16 protein-coding genes are annotated in these 15,750 nt (G+C 62.0%); 1 reads left to right on the forward strand and 15 read right to left on the reverse strand.

Going from position 1 to position 15,750, the window contains the following annotated elements; all coding sequences use genetic code 11:
* Positions 1-54: 54 nt before the first annotated feature.
* From EAH73_RS19275 to EAH73_RS19345, 15 genes are all read right to left on the reverse strand, one after another.
* Positions 55-1,104 (reverse strand): RluA family pseudouridine synthase, encoded by a 1,050-nt coding sequence (locus tag EAH73_RS19275; RefSeq protein WP_140469062.1) that lies wholly within the window; start codon positions 1,102-1,104, stop codon positions 55-57.
* Positions 1,105-1,178: 74 nt separating this feature from the next.
* Positions 1,179-1,829, reverse strand: coding sequence for an OmpH family outer membrane protein (locus EAH73_RS19280; RefSeq protein WP_140469178.1), 651 nt, complete (start codon positions 1,827-1,829; stop codon positions 1,179-1,181).
* Positions 1,830-1,869: 40 nt separating this feature from the next.
* Positions 1,870-2,541, reverse strand: coding sequence for an OmpH family outer membrane protein (locus EAH73_RS19285; RefSeq protein ID WP_140469063.1), 672 nt, complete (start codon positions 2,539-2,541; stop codon positions 1,870-1,872).
* Between the two features lie 41 nt (positions 2,542-2,582).
* Complete coding sequence (gene bamA, locus EAH73_RS19290; protein WP_140469064.1) at positions 2,583-5,105, reverse strand: outer membrane protein assembly factor BamA; 2,523 nt, start codon at positions 5,103-5,105, stop codon at positions 2,583-2,585.
* A 15-nt stretch (positions 5,106-5,120) separates the two neighbouring features.
* Positions 5,121-5,867 carry an isoprenyl transferase gene (locus EAH73_RS19295; protein WP_140469065.1) on the reverse strand — a complete coding sequence of 249 codons (747 nt, stop codon included), beginning with the start codon at positions 5,865-5,867 and terminating at the stop codon, positions 5,121-5,123.
* 160 nt (positions 5,868-6,027) lie between these two features.
* Entirely contained in the window at positions 6,028-6,753 is a 726-nt protein-coding gene (locus EAH73_RS19300) for a DUF6089 family protein (protein ID WP_161599610.1), read from the reverse strand.
* A gap of 93 nt (positions 6,754-6,846) precedes the next feature.
* On the reverse strand, positions 6,847-7,722 hold the full coding sequence (locus EAH73_RS19305; protein ID WP_140469067.1) for a DUF6089 family protein: 876 nt from the start codon (positions 7,720-7,722) through the stop codon (positions 6,847-6,849).
* Between the two features lie 138 nt (positions 7,723-7,860).
* A complete protein-coding gene (locus EAH73_RS19310; RefSeq protein WP_140469068.1) occupies positions 7,861-8,754 on the reverse strand; it encodes an NAD kinase in 894 nt (297 codons plus the stop codon).
* Between the two features lie 75 nt (positions 8,755-8,829).
* On the reverse strand, positions 8,830-10,278 hold the full coding sequence (locus EAH73_RS19315) for a BamA/TamA family outer membrane protein (RefSeq protein ID WP_161599611.1): 1,449 nt from the start codon (positions 10,276-10,278) through the stop codon (positions 8,830-8,832).
* Between the two features lie 31 nt (positions 10,279-10,309).
* Positions 10,310-10,987, reverse strand: coding sequence for a CBS domain-containing protein (locus EAH73_RS19320; protein ID WP_140469070.1), 678 nt, complete (start codon positions 10,985-10,987; stop codon positions 10,310-10,312).
* Positions 10,988-11,154: 167 nt separating this feature from the next.
* The gene (locus EAH73_RS19325; RefSeq protein WP_140469071.1) at positions 11,155-11,937 is read right to left on the reverse strand and encodes an alpha/beta fold hydrolase; all 783 of its coding nucleotides are present in this window, start codon (positions 11,935-11,937) and stop codon (positions 11,155-11,157) included.
* A 10-nt stretch (positions 11,938-11,947) separates the two neighbouring features.
* Positions 11,948-12,559 carry an anthranilate synthase component II gene (locus tag EAH73_RS19330; RefSeq protein WP_140469072.1) on the reverse strand — a complete coding sequence of 204 codons (612 nt, stop codon included), beginning with the start codon at positions 12,557-12,559 and terminating at the stop codon, positions 11,948-11,950.
* Between the two features lies 1 nt (position 12,560).
* Positions 12,561-13,097 carry a CvpA family protein gene (locus EAH73_RS19335; protein WP_140469073.1) on the reverse strand — a complete coding sequence of 179 codons (537 nt, stop codon included), beginning with the start codon at positions 13,095-13,097 and terminating at the stop codon, positions 12,561-12,563.
* 107 nt (positions 13,098-13,204) lie between these two features.
* Complete coding sequence (locus tag EAH73_RS19340) at positions 13,205-13,669, reverse strand: GatB/YqeY domain-containing protein (protein ID WP_140469074.1); 465 nt, start codon at positions 13,667-13,669, stop codon at positions 13,205-13,207.
* A 97-nt stretch (positions 13,670-13,766) separates the two neighbouring features.
* Positions 13,767-14,789: a hypothetical protein gene (locus EAH73_RS19345; protein WP_140469075.1), complete on the reverse strand. Its 1,023-nt coding sequence runs from the start codon at positions 14,787-14,789 to the stop codon at positions 13,767-13,769.
* 112 nt (positions 14,790-14,901) lie between these two features.
* Between EAH73_RS19345 and EAH73_RS19350 the strand changes: the two genes are divergently transcribed.
* Positions 14,902-15,618, forward strand: coding sequence for a pyridoxine 5'-phosphate synthase (locus EAH73_RS19350; RefSeq protein WP_140469076.1), 717 nt, complete (start codon positions 14,902-14,904; stop codon positions 15,616-15,618).
* Positions 15,619-15,750: the final 132 nt, after the last annotated feature.

Genomic DNA, 15,750 nt, shown 5'->3' on the forward strand with positions numbered 1-15,750 from the left:
AGGGCCCCCGCCGCAGCGATGCAGTGGGGGCCCCTTTTTGCTTATTAAGTTTTGCTATTGCTGCGCGGCGTAGGCTTCCCATTTGGCTAGGGCCGCGGCAAAATCGGTGGGCAATGCAGTTTCAAAAAATACCTCTTGGCCAGTAGTAGGCTGCACAAACCCCAGCGACTGGGCGTGCAGGGCCTGCCGCGGGAGCAGTTCAAAGGTGTTCTCAACGAAGGCGCGGTAATTAGCCGTGTTGGGGCCCACCCGGATGCGGTTGCCGCCGTAGGTGGAATCGTTGAACAGCGGGTGGCCCAGGTACTGCATGTGGGCCCTGATTTGGTGCGTACGGCCGGTTTCAAGCACACAGCTGATGAGCGCTACAGGCCCATAGCTGCGGAGCACCTCGTAGTGCGTGACGGCCGCTTTGCCCTGCTCACCGCCCGGGTACACGGCCTGCACCTTACGGTCGCGCACGCTCCGCCCAATGTGGCCCCTTACGGTGCCCTTGGCTTCCTTGGGAGTGCCCCAGACAAGGGCCAGATAGCGCCGCCGGATGGTGTGGTGGAAGAATTGCAGTGAGAGGTGCGTCATAGCAAACTCCGTTTTGCCGATCACCAGCAGCCCCGACGTGTCCTTGTCGATGCGGTGCACCAAGCCCGGGCGAATCTCACCGTTGCGGCCTGTGGGCAGGTCAGCCAAGTGGTGGGCCAGGCCATTGACGAGCGTGCCCTGCCAGTGGCCAAAGGCCGGGTGCACCACCATGCCCGGCGGCTTGTTCACGATGAGCAAGTCAGCGTCTTCATAGGGAATGTCCAGGTCCATCGGTTCGGGCAGTACCTTGCCCGTGCGCGGTGGCTCGGGCAGCGTCACCGTAATGGTATCCAGCGGCTTAATGCGGTAATTGGGCTTTACCACCCGGCCATTCACCTGCACGGCTTCGGCCCGGATGGCTTCCTGCACCTTATTGCGCGAGGTGTTGCCGAGGCGGTGCAGCAAAAACTTGTCAATGCGCAGCAGCTCCTGGCCGCGGTCTACCACAATGCGGTGGTGCTCATACAATTCGTCGCCGCCTTCGGCGTCGTCGGTGTCAATCTCGGGGCCCTGTTCGGCTTCGCTCATGGCAGCAGAAAAATGTTTCAACAAAAAGGCCAGGGCTTGCGCCCTGGCCTTTCGCGTTTGCAAGCAGCAGTTGCTTACTTCTTGCTCTTGGTTTTGGTTTTGGTGCCAGCGGGAGCTGCTACGGGGGCAGCCGGTGCAGCCATGGCGCCCGCAGTCGGACCAGCTTTCAGCGGCACCGGGGCGGTGGGCGTAATGCCCATTTTCTTCAGCACGATTTCCGAGATGTCACCATCCTTGGGGCCATGCAGCAGCGTCGGGGTGTCGCCATCCGAGTTCAGCACATAGGTGTAGCCATTTTCATTGGCCACATCGTCAATCGTCTTTTGCAGCTTGTCGAGGGCCGGGCGCAGCAGGCTCTGCTGCTTCTGCTGCAGCGACTGCTCGGCGCTGCGCTGAAACTCCTGGATGGACTGCTGCAAGCCGGTCAATTCCTTCTCTTTGTCGGCCTTCACCACGTCAGTCATGCCAGCGGCTCCTTGCTGGTAGGCTTTCAGCTTGGTTTCGTACTCGCCGTACTTGCTCTTCATCTGCGCCGCCAACTGCTCGTTGTAAGTCTTCAGGCTCGATTCGATTTGCTTGCTTTCGGGCATCTGGCTCAGCACATACTGCACGCTGGTATAGCCAATTTTAAGCGGGGCCTGGGCTTGGGCGGAGTTAGCGGCCAGGGTGCCAGCGGTCAGCAGAGCGGCGGCCAACGTCAAGCGGAGGGTTTTCACGGGATTCATCAAGGGAAAAGGTTCAGAGAGAGTGTAGATACAAAGGTAGTTATTTTGGGCTCTTCCCCGTTGTGCGCTTGGCTTTGGCCTTAGCGGGCACTTCGGGGGCCCCCGAATCGGATTCGAAAGCGGGGTCGGTGGCGGTCGTTTTGGGCGGCGTCACCGTTTTCACAGGGCCCTTGGGGCCGGGCTGGTTACGGTCTTCGGCGGCCAAGCCCAATTCTTCTAGCACAAATTCGGTGTAGTCGTAAGTCGGATTGGTATAGAGTAAGGTTAGGTCGCCAGCCTTGTCAATGACCATGGCCAACTGCTTCTTCTTAGCCACTTTCTCGATGGCCTCGAACACCTTGTCTTGCACCGGCTTGTTCAACTCCTGGCGCTTTTTAAACAGCTGGCCTTCGTAGCCAAACTGCTTGTTCTGGTAGGCCTTGACTTCCTGCTCTTTCAGCAGAATTTCGTCCTGCCGCTTTTTCTTCATTTGCTCGGTTAGCACCACTTCTTCGTCGTGGTAGGTGCGCTGCAGCCGCTCCAGGTCCTTCTTCTGGGCCTCGATTTCCTTTTGCCAAGTCGTCGACAAGGCGTTGAGTTCCTGCTGCGCCTTGGCAAAGTCGGGCATTTTGGCCATAATGAACTCCGAGTCGACCCACCCGAACTTCTGGGCCCGAGCCCCGGGGCCCCAAAGCAGCAGCCCCGCCAACACGCCCCAAAAAGCTATTCTCATGCGCATCGAACAAAGGAAGCGGCCGCTAAGTGCCCGCCAAACTAGCGGATCTGCTGGCCGATGATGAAGTGAAAGTGGTTGAAATCCTGTTTGGTGTTTACACCCGGCAAGGGTACCACGGCATCGAAACCGTGGCCAAAATCAAACCCTAGCAAACCGAATGCCGACATGAAAATCCGGGCCCCTACGCCTACCGAGCGGTACAACTTATAAGGGTTGTAATTATTGTAGGTATCGAAGGAGTTGCCAGCTTCGGCAAAGCCGAGCACGTACACCGTGGCGGCCGGGTTCAGGCTGACGGGGTAGCGCATCTCAAGCACATACTTGTTGTAAATAATGCCTCCATTTTGCTGTGACTGCGCTGTGGGAATGGCATAAGAGGCGTTCGGGTCATCGTAGCCACGCAAGCCGATGTAGTCGGTGCCCACGATGAAGTTGCCACCGCCGTTGTAGCCAAGGCCGGCACCGCCCATCTTGAAGCGCTCAAACGGTCCGATGTCACGCTTGCCATACGAGCCCAGGAAGCCGAAGTGGGCCCGGGTGTTCAGTACCAGCTTGCCCACAATGGGCGTAAACCACGAAGCATCGAACATCCACTTATGGAATTCCAGCCACTGGTTGGCATCGGGGTGGGCCCCCGGGAAGACGGAGTAGGGTGGCGTCAGGCTCAGGCTCAGGCTCAACGACGATCCCCGGCGCGTGTAGGTCGGGTTGTCGATGCTGTTGCGCGAGAGCGTAGTGTTCAGCGTGATGTTGTTGAAGGTGCCCGTGGCGGCCCCCGAGGTCAGCAGCGAATAGTTTTGCGTCTGGTAGTGGCTGTACGAGAGCGAGTTGCTCAGCGTAAAGTAGTCATCCGGCACACGCAGCTGGCGGCCCAGGCCAACAGTGGCGCTGTTTACCTTAATGAAGCTGCCCGTATTGGCATCAAACGTAGTACCAAGGCGGCTGATGCTCCGGTTCAAGCTGAAAGACAGCGAGTTTGGACGGCGGCCGCCCAGCCAGGGCTCCGTGAAGGAAAGGGAGTAAGCTTGGTACTGGAAGCCGTTGGCCTGCACGTTCAGGGCTAGGCGCTGGCCATCGCCGGCGGGCACGGGCGTCCAATTGCGCAGCGTACCGGCCTTGCGCAGCGAGAAGTTGTTGAACACAAGGCCCACCGTGCCGATGAAGCCGGCGTAGCCGCCCCAGCCGCCCGAAAGCGTCACTTGGTCTGAAGGCTTCTCTACCACCGTGTAGTTGATGTCCACGGTGCCGTCGGCCTGGTTGGGAATGGGGTTGATGCCAACTTTTTCGGGGTCGAAGTAGCCCAGCGTGGCCAGCTCGCGGTTAGAGCGGATGAGTAGTTCGCGGTTGAACTTGTCGCCGGGCAGCGTCCGAATGGCGCGGCGCACCACGTGGTCACTGGTTTTGGTATTGCCCGCGATGTTAATTTCCTTCACGTGGGCCTGCACACCTTCGTTGAGGCGCATTTCGATGTCAATCGAATCGCCCTCTACTTTCTTTTCTACCGGCTCAATCTGGAAGAAAAGATAGCCGTCGTTCATATAAAGCGACGTAACATCTTGGCCCGTAGGATTATAATTCAGGCGCTTATCCAGCGTTTCCTTGCTGTAAGGGCTGCCCGATTTGATGCCCAGCACCCCCGACAGCGTTTTATCGTCGTAGAGGTAGTTGCCGTTCCAAGTGATGTGGCGGAAGTAATACTTGGGGCCCTCGTCCACCTTGATGGTCAGCGCCAGTCCTTTTTCGTCACGAACCAGGGTGTCGCTCACAACAACGGCATCGCGGTAACCCTCAGCGTTGTAGAATTCGATCAGCTTCTTTTTATCCTCTTCGTATTCCGTCCGCTGGAACTTGCCCGAAGTCAAGAACTTATACGGCTTGCGCTCCTTGGTTTTCTTTAGCTTGCCTTTCAGCTTGTAGTCCGAAAAAGCTTTGTTGCCTTCAAACGTTATGTCATGGATGCGGACCTTATTGCCCTTGTCTACATTAATACGTAGGGCCACGCTGTTAGACAACGAGGAGTCCGGCACTTGCAGGATATTAACTTTAGTATCAAGATAACCCTTGTTAACGAAGTACTTACGTACTTGGGTACGAGTGTTATTAAGCAAGGCATCGGTCACCACTTTACCCCGAATCAGGGTAATTTTTTTGGTCAGTTCTTCCGTCTTGCCCTTGCTCATGCCGTCGAAGGTGAATTTAGACAAGCGGGGACGCTCCTTCAGGGTGAAGTCCAGGAAAATCTTGTCGCCTTCGATGCGGGCGATGGTCACGTTCACGTCGCCTAGGATGCCTTGGGCCCAGAGCTTGCGGATAGCCTTGCCAATTTCTTCGCCCGGAATGGTGATGTTATCACCGATCCGCAGTCCCGACAAGCCAACCAGGGTGCTGGGATCGAGGTAGCGAGTGCCGCTCACGGTGATGCCACCCAACACGTATTTTTTGGGTTCATCGACACCTGCCGCCGGGCGCCCGCCCAGATTCTGGGCCTGGGCCGTGCCCAAGCTTGCCACCATCAACCACCCCAGCAGCAGAAACCAAGAAAAATTACGCACTGAAATCATAAATTGAATAAAATACTAGGAGACAGCGATTTGCTCACTGGTTTTGCCAAAGCGCCGCTCGCGCCGCTGATACGCCCGGATGGCGTCCTGTAAATGCTCGCGCCGGAAATCGGGCCACAGCAAATCAGTAATGTAGAGCTCTGTGTAGGCCAACTGCCACAGCATGAAGTTGCTGATGCGCTGCTCGCCACTGGTGCGAATAAGTAATTCAGGATCAGGGATACCCGCTGTGGAGAGGTAGCCGGCGATGCTGGCTTCGTTCACATCGGCGGGCTGCACCTGGCCAGCGGCTACGTCGACCGCCAGGCGGCGCGCCGCCTGGACTAGGTCCCAGCGGCCGCTGTAGCTCAAGGCTAGCACCAACGTCATGCGGGTACCAGCTTTGGTTAGTTCTTGGGCCTCGGCTAGCTCCCGCTGGCAACCTGCTGGCAAACTGCCCGTATCACCAATGGACTGCAGACGGATGCTGTTTTTAAGCAGAATCGGCGTTTCCTGTCGGATGGTGTGCACTAATAGCTGCATCAAGGCCATTACTTCCAGTGCCGGGCGGTTCCAGTTTTCGGTAGAGAAAGCATACAGCGTCAGGTACTTGACTCCAAGCTGCGCAGCTTCCTCTACGGTTTCGCGCACCGCCTTAATGGCGCTTTGGTGCCCGAACACCCGAAGGCCGCCCCGTTGCTTGGCCCAGCGGCCGTTTCCGTCCATAATGACGGCCACGTGCGTGGGAATATTAAGAGAGTCGATTTCGGCCCGGCCGGTCATCGTTGCGGTTTTGATATAAGAGGCTGCAAGGTACGAAGACGGTTGCATCTGCCAGCGCTGGGCCCCCAGTGCAGGGCCCCAGTGCCTTACCATATACAAGAAAAGCCCGCCGGCGTGCTACTATTTAGCACGCCGGCGGGCTTTTTAAGGGGTGGCTGTATTACTTCAGCAGTTGCTTATTGTTTTTGTACTGTGGCGGGCAGTGTATCTTATAAAAGGTGTAGGACACGCTCAGGCCACTGTAGTAATACCAGTCGTTGTCGTGCGGGTTCACCAGCAAAGGGTCTTGGTCGTAGAGATTGTCGAGCTTATCGCTGAATGTTTTGCGCACTCCCACTTCCAAGCCCAGGTTGATGCGCTGCGACAGCGCATACTTCATACCGGCACCCGCCGGGATGGCAATCCCGAAGTGCCCGCCCGAGCGGTCAAAATCGGCCCCCAATACCTGGTTAGTCGTTTGGGTGCGCGTATTGATGTAGTAGCCGCCCACGCCAATGAACAAGTAAGGTGTGAAATGGACTTTCTGCTTACGGGCTCGGTAATCCAGGAAGTTATACTCCATGGCCACGGCGGCTTCCAATACGCTGCCTTTCATGTTGGTGCCCCGGTAGGCTTGCACGGGCGGGGTGCTGCCGCCTTCGCCGGTTACGTTAGCGTCGTCGGCGCGGAGCAGGCCGGCCAAGAAGCTGCCCCGCAACGTTATTGGGGCCGAGACATCGCGCCGGTAGAAGGCCGTGATGGCCGGGCGGTTGTTGCCGAACTGGTACTGCGGCGCGATTTCGCCCCGGTAGTTGGTTACGCCTAAACCCAGGCCCAGCTCGCTGGTAGTTTGGGTTTCAATCTGAGCTTGGGCCGAAGCGCAAAAAAACGCACTCCCCGCTTGCACCAGGCAAACAAGGAGTGCGGAACGAAGTGCATTAACTATCATTAAGCTAAATAAGGCACTAGGCGCCGGCCAGCAGTGGCTGGCCAGGGTAGCTTAGCGGAATTTCGGGTTTTTGATACGGGGCGTCAAGATGTAGTTCAGCGACAAGCCGGTCACCGTGTACCAGTCTGATTTGTTCTGGCCACGCTGAGCGCCAGGCATAAAGCCAGCGAAATCACCCGAGTTGCTCTTGGTTACAGAGCTAGCGGGGTTGGTGCCGCCAAAATAAGCTGCTTGGCCGGTCAGGTTGGCGGCGTAGTTGCTGTTTACATCGTCCAGGTACCCGGTGAAAGTTTTGCGGATGCCGAATTCCAGGCTAGCGTCAAAGTTGCGGTTGATGCGGTAGCGTACGCCGCCACCGAACGGAATGGCGAACTGAGCCCGGCTGTAGTTTACACCTTCGGTAGCCAAGGGCTGCAACGGAACATAGTTACCGTTGGCATCACGGCCTTTCGGGTTATGGTAGAAGCCTGCTACACCAGCGAACACGTACGGCACGAAGTCCGGACGCTTCAGGTAGTTGTTGCGGTTTTGAATAAGGTCGACCACTACTACGCCCGACAGCTCTACGATATCGTTCTGGAAATTGGCGTTGCGGTTGTTACGAAACCGGGCGTTCACATCGGTAGCGCTGGCTGCTGTAGCGTCGTCACCGTTGATGCGGCCGTACGACAGGCCCAGGCGGCCCGATACCCGCGGAAAGAAGCGCCGGGTGAGGGTCACGCCTACGTTGGGACGAGTGTTATTGAATCGGAAACTGGCAAACCCGGTGTTAGGGGCCAAGTCGCCGAAATAGTTCATGGCGTTAATATTGAAGCCAATCGAATTGTACTGCTTGCGCTTGTTGAACTGTTGCGCATCGGCCTGCGAAGAGCCGAGTAGCGCGAGCCCTACTAGCAGAGCAGTGGGATACGTGAAGATATGTTTCATAAGGCAACAAAAGTGAATAGCGTAGATTGAAGGCGAAGCGGAAAAGTACCAATAACGGACTCTCAGGTGTTTACAAAAGTAGAGACTGTTAGGAACTAAAAAAAATTTATGGACAATTTTTAGAGCTATGGTAATTTGTTAACCTAGCACCGAACTAGGGTTTCGGCGGTCAAGCCCCCAGTTCAGTTTGCTTCGGAGCGTACTCAAAAAATTTACATGGTTGAGCTTAACAAGGCGGGCGCAGAAGCTTTCGCGGCGCACAGCCATCTGCACATTAGCGTCGACGGAGATGGAGCGGGAGTCTAGCGAAAGCATGTAATTTGAGCTACGGCCCTCTATTTCAAAGGAAAGCACACTTTGGTTGGACACCACGAGGGGCCGCACGTTCAGATTGTGGGGGCATACGGGCGCGATGATAAAATTGTTGGTTTGTGGAACTAAAACAGGCCCCCCACAACTCAGCGAGTAGCCCGTGGAACCGGTGGGCGTGGCCACCACAAGCCCGTCGGCCCAGTAAGAATTCAGGTACTCGCCGTCGATGTAAGTGTGTACGGCAATCATCGAAGCCGAGTCTCCCTTTAAAATACTAAATTCATTCAGCCCAAAGTTCAACCCCCCGAACACGTCCGGGTCGGTGTCGACGCGGATGAGGCTGCGGTCATCGAACACAAAATGGCCTTTATAAAGGGCATCAATGGCCTGGCCAATGCCGTCGGGGGTGACGGTGGCCAGGAAGCCCAAACGGCCGGTGTGGATGCCCAAAATAGGAATTTGCAGGGCCCCCACGTAAGTCACGGTATCGAGCAGCGTGCCATCGCCGCCAATGCTGAGCACGAAATTGGTACCCCGCAGCGAATCGCCTCGCCGGAAGCTGGTGGTGTTGGCGGGCAGGCGCAGGGTGTTGTCGAGGTAGGTGCGGAAGGATTCCACGATGCGTACTTCGGCGTGGCGGGCGGCCAGGTCGTCGAGCAGGGACTGGATGGCCGGGGCAGCTTCCTCTGCGAAGGGCTTGCCGAGGATGGCGAATTTCATACGGTTAGGAACAGTGGGCGGTGCGAATAACGCACCCGAGGCGGCTTCACGGGACCCGGGGCCCCGGCGGCGGCATTAGATGGGAAAGGTGCTGCGGAAAAAATACCCGGTTTGGCCCAGGCCGTTCAGAGTGTATTCGAGGGTGAACACCCGGTCGTAGTACGTGACCAGGTGCAGGCCGAGGCCGGCAGAGCGCAGCAGGCGGTTGGGCAGTTGGTTGCCGGACGGGGCCCCGGGGGCCACCACGTAGCCGGCGTCGGCAAACAGGTTGAGGTAGGCTACGAGCGGGATGGTGTTGATTTTGGGATTTTTGATACCGGCCAGGTGGATTTCGCTGGCGTTGAAGAGCCGGTAGCTCAGGCCCTGCTGCACGAGGCCATAGTGGCGGCCGTCGACGACGTAGGCGTCGTAGCCGCGCACCAGCGCGTCGTTGCCCAGGGCGCGGGCGTCGGCGTAGGCCAGGGCGCGGGTGAGGCGCATCTGCCCGTTTAGACCGAAGGCGTAGTAGAAGCGGTGGCCCAGCGAGAAGTAGCGGTCGTACACTAGCCGCAGAGTGGTGAGGGCCGGCAGACCAGGATTCAGGAAAACGCGGTGCGCCAGCAGACCCTGGGCAAACTGCCCGGTGAGCGGGTAGGCGAAGGTATTGCGCCGGTTGAAGGTGCTGATGAGGCTGAAATCGAGGAACTCGCGGGCCGTGCGGCCTAGGAAATAGTTGGGGTTGTCGAGGTTCACCGAGTCCAGGATTTGCTCGCGGTGGTACGAGGCATCGAGGGCGGTGAGAAACTGCACAGTGTGGCGCAGGCGCAGGCCCCCCGAGGCGTAGAGCCGCTGAATGGCGTAGGCATCGGCGGGGCGGTAGGCTTGCAGGCGGTCGTCGAAGGTGCGGAAATCGACGGAGCGGCTTTGCGAAAACGAGAAGCCACCGCCCACGCCCACGCGGCGGGTGCGGCCCAGCCCGGGGGCCTCGTAAAATACCTCGTACTTGGGGTTGAAGCCCAACTGCAAATTGGCCGTTAGCTGCTCGTTACGACCCCGGAAGTTGTTGCGCACCAAGTGCAAGCCATAGTCGAGCCGCCGCCAGCGGTCGGGCCGGTCGAGCCACGAGCGGAAGTTGCGGTCGGCGATGGAGAAAATGGGCACCGGAAACGTGTAGAGCCGCTCCTGCACCACAAACAGCACCACCAGCTGGCCGTTGCCCTGGCAGCTGGCCTGCACCAGTACCGTGTGGAAAAGCTGGAGGTTGAACAGGCGGCGGCGGTTGGCTTCGAGACGGGCGGGCAGCTCAGCCAAGTCCAGCGTATCACCCTCGCGGATGTTCAACTCGGCCCGCAGGGTGCGTTCGCGCGTCACGCGGTTGCCCACCAGCAGCACCACCGCCACGCGCCCCCGGGCGGGGGCCCCCGGGCAGGGCAAGATGCGCACCAGCGTATCGGAGGGGGCCACCACGGGGGGCAGGGCGCGGGTGGCGCGCAGGGGCAGCGTATCGGCCGGGGCAGGCCCTAGGCCGGCCAGCCAGCCCAGCAAAAATAATAGTACGCCCAGCACCCGTTGTTCGCTACACGCTCAGGTAGCGCAGCAGGCCATCGTAGCGCTCCTGCTCGTCCTCACTCACTTCGCCGGGCCCGCTAAACTGCGCCGTGACCGCGTAACCGAACCGCTCGAGCGTGGCCACGATGCGGGCCAAATTATCGGTGTTCAGCTTGAGGGTGAGGCGGATGCGGTACGGGTCCAGCTCGTCGGGCACGGTGTGGGCATTCACAATCTTGGCGTTGTTTTCCTCCACGTAGCGGCTGATTTGCGAGAGCGAGTAGTCGCGCTCGGCCATGCTGAGCACGATGATGCCGCCTTGGCCGGGGGCCGAGGCCTGGGGCCCAAAAGCGGCCAGTGCGTCGGCCACCGTCACCACGCCCACGTAGGCGTCGTCATCGTCCACCACCGGCACGAGCTGGAGCTTGTTCTCCACGGCCAGCTCCACCACCCGGAAAAAGTGCTGGTCGGGCCGCACCACGGCCTCGCGGAAGCCCAGGGTAAGCTCCGAGAGCAGCGCGTCGGGGTCGTAGGCGTCGGCCAAGTCGGCCTCGGTCACCAGGCCGCGGTACTGGCGCTCGGCCAGCACTGGCAGCTGGCCCACCCGAAACTCGTCGAGCCACCGGGCAGCTTTGCCCAGCGAGTCGGTACCCTTGAGGGGCGGGATCATTTCGTTGAGTAAATCTTCGGCGAGCATGGCTTGCATGGGGCGGGGCGGAAACACGCGGTGCCGGGGCCGGACGCACGTAGGATGGAAAAACGGGAATAAGGCAACCTGTATTCAGTCGGTAGCAATAATTGGGGAAGCGGAAAGCAAAAAGATAAGTGGGGCCCCTGGAGGCATCCTGGCAAAAATTGCGCCGGGCCGGCGCGTCAGGCCAAAACGGCGGGCTGCGGCGCCGTCTTGCGCAAAAACCGGCGCAAGTAGGCGTTGAAGCCCGCGGGGCGCTCCATCATCGGGGCGTGGCCGCAGTGGTCGAGGAAGGCCAGTTCGGCCGCGGGCAGCAGGCGGGCAAAGTCGTGGGCCACCGGCGGCGGGGTAATGGTGTCGTTCAGGCCCCACACCAGCAGCACCGGCACGTGGATGCGGTGCAGCTCCTTGGTGAGGTTGTGGCGCTGGGCCGAGCGCGCAATGGCGATGATGCGCAGGCACTTGGAATTGGAGTTGGTAATGCGAAAAATCTCATCCACCAGCTCCTTGGTGGCCACGGCAGGGTCGTAGAAGGTGTAGGCCACCCGCTCCTGCACAAAGCCATAGTTACCGCGCTTCGGGAACGAGCCACCCATGCCGTCTTCAAACAAGCCGCTGCTGCCCGTGAGCACCAGCCGGCTCACCCGGTCCGGGTGGTCGAGGGTGTACACTAGGGCCACGTGTCCGCCCAGCGAGTTGCCCAGCACCGTGAAGGCCGCGGGCAGCTCCAGGGCCCCCACGAAGCCCTCCACGTAGCGCGCCAGGCCCGGCACGCCGGCTTGCGCCAGCGGCATCTCGTAGATGGGCAGCAGCGGAATGAGCACGCGGTAGTGTGGCCGAAAGGCGTCCACCACGTCGGCCCAGTTGCTGAGGGCCCCAAACAGGCCGTGCAGCAGGAGCAGCACGGGGCCCTCGCCCTCATCGACGTACTCGTAGCCTTGGCGGTGGTGGGTCTGCAATTCCATGGAAATAATACTAACCGGCCGCGGGGGGTGTGGGTTTCGCAATGTTACAAAACCGGAGCCAATTGGCCAACATTGCCCGGCCGTCGGGCGTGAGCAGTGCTTCGGGGTGAAACTGCACCCCAAACAGCGGCCAAGTGGCGTGGCGCAGGGCCATGAGCTCGGGCGGGCCGGCCCCCCCGGTGGTGCGGGCCAGCGCCACCAGCGCCGGGGGCAGCGGCTCGTGCAGCACCAGTGAGTGGTAGCGCGTGGCGGGCGTGACGGCCGGCAGGCCCGCCGCCAACGCCGCCCCCGGGGCCCACGCCACGTTGGATACCTTGCCGTGCATGGGCCGCGCCGCCCGCCCCAGCCGGGCCCCAAAAAACTCGCCCAGCGCTTGGTGGCCCAGGCATACGCCCAGCATGGGCACAAGCGCATGGTAATGGGCAATGACGGCCGGCATGACGCCCGCCGCCGCCGGCACGCCGGGCCCCGGCGAGAGCACAATGCCAGCCCAATCGGTGCGCTGCAGCTCGGCCAGGGTCACGTCGTTGCGGCGCACCACTACTTGGACCCCCAGCTGGCGCAGGTAGTCGGCCAGGGTGTGGGTGAAGGAATCGAAGTTGTCGAGCAGTAGCAGGGGCACGCTAGTTTGTCGGGTGGGTGAACGCGGTTTTCATGCGCGTGAGCAGGCCCTTGGCCACGGGCAGCACGTAGGCCGTGGTGCGCAGGGCCAGCGGCGTGGCCTGCCGCACCACGGGCAGCACCTGCGAACCGGCCACCACCTGGGGCCCCAGCAGCGGCAGCCCGGCCAGGCCGGTGCCGTGCAGCAGCAGGCTCAGGCCGAGCAGCCACTTGAGTAGGCCCGCGGCCCCGCCCAGCAGGCTGTCCAAAAAGCCCAGCGGGGTGAGGTGCAGGGCCGTCTTCAGCAGGCCGCCCAGCCAGTGCACGCCCCACAGTATCAGCCCAAATACCAGTGCGAACGAAACCAGCGGCAGCAGCCCGTAGGCCTCGCCCACGTAGTGCCGCACCACCGGCACCGTGGCCGTAAGCAGGCTGAGGCCCCCTACCACGGCCAGCACAAACGCCAGCAGCGAGGCCACCTCCAGCACCAGCCCGCGCCGGAACCCCTTCACGGCCCCCACGCCCAGCACCAGCAGCAAAAGCAAGTCGAGGGCCGTCATTTATTCAATGCGTGAATTGGTGAATGAGTTGGCAAATGGGACCGTCATGCTGAACGCAGCGGAGTCGAAGCATAACGGCCCCATTTACTGAGTTATCAATTCCTCACCTATTGGTTGGTGTTGTTGAGCAGGTTGCTCACGACTTGGGAAATCAGTTTACCGTCGGCCTGGCCGCTTAGCTCGCGAGCGGCCACGCCCATCACCTTGCCCAAGTCGGACGGGCCCTGGGCCCCCACGCGCTGGATGATGTGCACGAGGCGCTCGACCAAATCGGCCTCGGTGAGCTGCTGGGGCAGGTATTCTTCGATGACGGCCAGTTCGGCCAGCTCGTTGCTTTCGAGGTCGGAGCGGAACTGCTCTTTGTAGATGGCGGCGGCGTCGCGGCGCTGCTTGGCGGCTTTGTTGAGGAGTTTCAGCTCGGCATCCGGGGTGAGGGCGGCGCCGTGGGCCCCTTCGGCGGTTTCGGCCAGCATGATTTGCGACTTGATGGAGCGCAGGGCAGTGAGGCGCACCTTGTCTTTGGCCAGCATGGCTTGCTTGATGGCGGCGTCGAGGGTTTCTTTGAGGGGCATGGCCGGGGAAGTTGGGGGTAAGGAAAGCGGCAAGCTTGGGGCCTGGGGGCCCCGGCTTGCCGCCGCAAAATTACGCCGCCGCGGGCCGGCCGCGCCTTCAGGCCCCCGCGCCGCCCGCCAGGGCCCCCAGCAGCGCCTGGGGCTGGTCGAGGTACAGCGCCAGGCGGCGCACGGTGCGGCGCGTGCCGTAGGGCCCCGCCACCACCACGGGCGCGGCAAACGTGAGCAGCACGTTGGGGCTGGCTAGCAGCACCTTGGCGGCGTTTAGGGTATCGGGCGCGGGCGCCGGGGCCTCGCGGATGGCCGTGGCCACCACGGCCCCGCGGGGCACCGCCACCTCCCACGCAAAGCCCACCCGCACCACCAGCGCCCGGGGCCCCAGCAACAGCGGGCACAGCCGCACGGCGTGGGTGTGGGCCACCAAAAGCAGCAGCGTATAGCCGCTGGCCAGCGTGAGCCAGTTGGCCGCCGCGGGGTGCCAGTGGCCCACCGCCAGGTGCGCCGCGGCGGTTTCGATGAGCGTGAGGAAGCCCGCTGTAGCCATCAAAGCCACGAAGCCCGACGTGCGGTGGCCGCTGAAGGCAGCGTGGGCCGGGCGCGCCTCCACCGGGGCCCACCAGCCCAGCACGGCGTAGCGCAGCATGTTGGTTTCGGCCACCAAAAAAACGCCCGGCAGGCCCAGCCCCTGCTCCAGGGCCCGGCCCAGGCTGGGGCCCCAGCTCAGGTGCCGCCGGGCGGCGCGGTAGGCCCGCCACAGGCGGCGCGCCCGGGCGGCAGCGGCCAGCAGCGCCGCGCCTTCCAGCAGCGCGGGCAGGAAGGCCAGGGCGCGCAACGGCTGCTGCCGGCTGGCGGGCAGCAGCCAGTACGCCAGCGCTAGGCAGGCCCCCACCGCCGCCCCTACCGTGCTGAGGGGCAAGCCGTAGCGCCGCACCACCAGCCAGTAGAATAGCGCCGGCACCACCACCAGCACATCGAACACCACGGCCGCCGGCAGCGCGGGGTACTGGTAGAACACGGCCCGCGTGGCGATGGCGTGCTCGGTGGCCACGATGGCCAGCGCCAGCCCGGCAAACAGCAGCAGCGGCCGCAGGCGCGGGGCAACGGGCAGGGCGAGGGTCATCAGAAAACGGGCAAAGTGGCAAACGCCGGGGCCGGCCGCCGGTTGTGACGGGACACGGAACGCCCGACCTTCGCGGCCGAGTCGTTTCTCCCGCAATATACCCCGCCCTGCCATGACCAAGCTCAGCGTCAACATCAACAAAATTGCTACCCTGCGCAACGCCCGGGGCCCCCACGCCCGCCCCGATTTGCTGCAAGCCGCCCGCGACATCGAGCGCTTCGGGGCCGAGGGCATCACGGTGCACCCGCGGCCCGACGAGCGCCACATCCGCTACCAGGACGTGCACGACCTGCGCGATATTGTGACCACCGAGCTGAACGTGGAGGGCAACCCCACGCCCGATTTCCTGGCCCTGGTGCGCGCCGTGCGCCCCGCCCAGGTGACGCTGGTGCCCGATGCGCCCGACGCCGTGACGTCCAACGCGGGCTGGGACACGGTGCGGCACCAAGCGTTTCTGCGCGATGTGGTGGCCGAACTGCACGCCCACGGCAGCCGCGTCAGCATTTTCCTCGACACCGACCTGGCCCTCGTGGACGCGGCGGCCACCACCGGCACCGACCGCATCGAGCTCTACACCGAGGCCTACGCCCGGCAGTACGCCGCCGGCCGCGAGGCCGCCGTGGGGCCCTATCGCGCCGCCGCCGCCCACGCCGGCCGCCTGGGCCTAGGCGTGAACGCCGGCCACGACCTCGACCTCGACAACTTGGCCTACTTGCACCAGCAATTGCCCGAGCTCGACGAGGTGAGCATCGGCCACGCCCTGGTGGCCGATGCGCTGTACTTGGGCCTGGAAAACACCGTGCAGCTCTACAAGCGGCAGCTGCGCTAGCCGGGCGCGGGGCCCCAGGCGCGCGGGCCCCGCGCCCGGAAGCCCGCCCGCGGGGCCCCACGGGCGTTAGCGGCTCGCCGTCAATTGCCTGGGGCTTGCTGCGGCAAAAGCAGCGTTTCGCTTACCTTTAGC

Source organism: Hymenobacter nivis (assembly GCF_006439025.1).
Classification (GTDB): Bacteria; Bacteroidota; Bacteroidia; order Cytophagales; family Hymenobacteraceae; genus Hymenobacter; species Hymenobacter nivis_A.

Excerpts from the sequence above, each read along its gene's own strand:
- EAH73_RS19295 (WP_140469065.1), bottom strand. The coding sequence starts at position 5,867 with ATGACCGGCCGGGCCGAAATCGACTCTCTTAATATTCCCACGCACGTG.
- EAH73_RS19350 (WP_140469076.1), top strand. The coding sequence starts at position 14,902 with ATGACCAAGCTCAGCGTCAACATCAACAAAATTGCTACCCTGCGCAAC.
- EAH73_RS19345 (WP_140469075.1), bottom strand. The coding sequence starts at position 14,789 with ATGACCCTCGCCCTGCCCGTTGCCCCGCGCCTGCGGCCGCTGCTGCTG.
- EAH73_RS19325 (WP_140469071.1), bottom strand. The coding sequence starts at position 11,937 with ATGGAATTGCAGACCCACCACCGCCAAGGCTACGAGTACGTCGATGAG.
- EAH73_RS19285 (WP_140469063.1), bottom strand. The coding sequence starts at position 2,541 with ATGAGAATAGCTTTTTGGGGCGTGTTGGCGGGGCTGCTGCTTTGGGGC.
- EAH73_RS19275 (WP_140469062.1), bottom strand. The coding sequence starts at position 1,104 with ATGAGCGAAGCCGAACAGGGCCCCGAGATTGACACCGACGACGCCGAA.
- EAH73_RS19340 (WP_140469074.1), bottom strand. The coding sequence starts at position 13,669 with ATGCCCCTCAAAGAAACCCTCGACGCCGCCATCAAGCAAGCCATGCTG.
- EAH73_RS19305 (WP_140469067.1), bottom strand. The coding sequence starts at position 7,722 with ATGAAACATATCTTCACGTATCCCACTGCTCTGCTAGTAGGGCTCGCG.
- EAH73_RS19335 (WP_140469073.1), bottom strand. The coding sequence starts at position 13,097 with ATGACGGCCCTCGACTTGCTTTTGCTGCTGGTGCTGGGCGTGGGGGCC.
- EAH73_RS19320 (WP_140469070.1), bottom strand. The coding sequence starts at position 10,987 with ATGCAAGCCATGCTCGCCGAAGATTTACTCAACGAAATGATCCCGCCC.
- bamA (WP_140469064.1), bottom strand. The coding sequence starts at position 5,105 with ATGATTTCAGTGCGTAATTTTTCTTGGTTTCTGCTGCTGGGGTGGTTG.
- EAH73_RS19280 (WP_140469178.1), bottom strand. The coding sequence starts at position 1,829 with ATGAATCCCGTGAAAACCCTCCGCTTGACGTTGGCCGCCGCTCTGCTG.
- EAH73_RS19310 (WP_140469068.1), bottom strand. The coding sequence starts at position 8,754 with ATGAAATTCGCCATCCTCGGCAAGCCCTTCGCAGAGGAAGCTGCCCCG.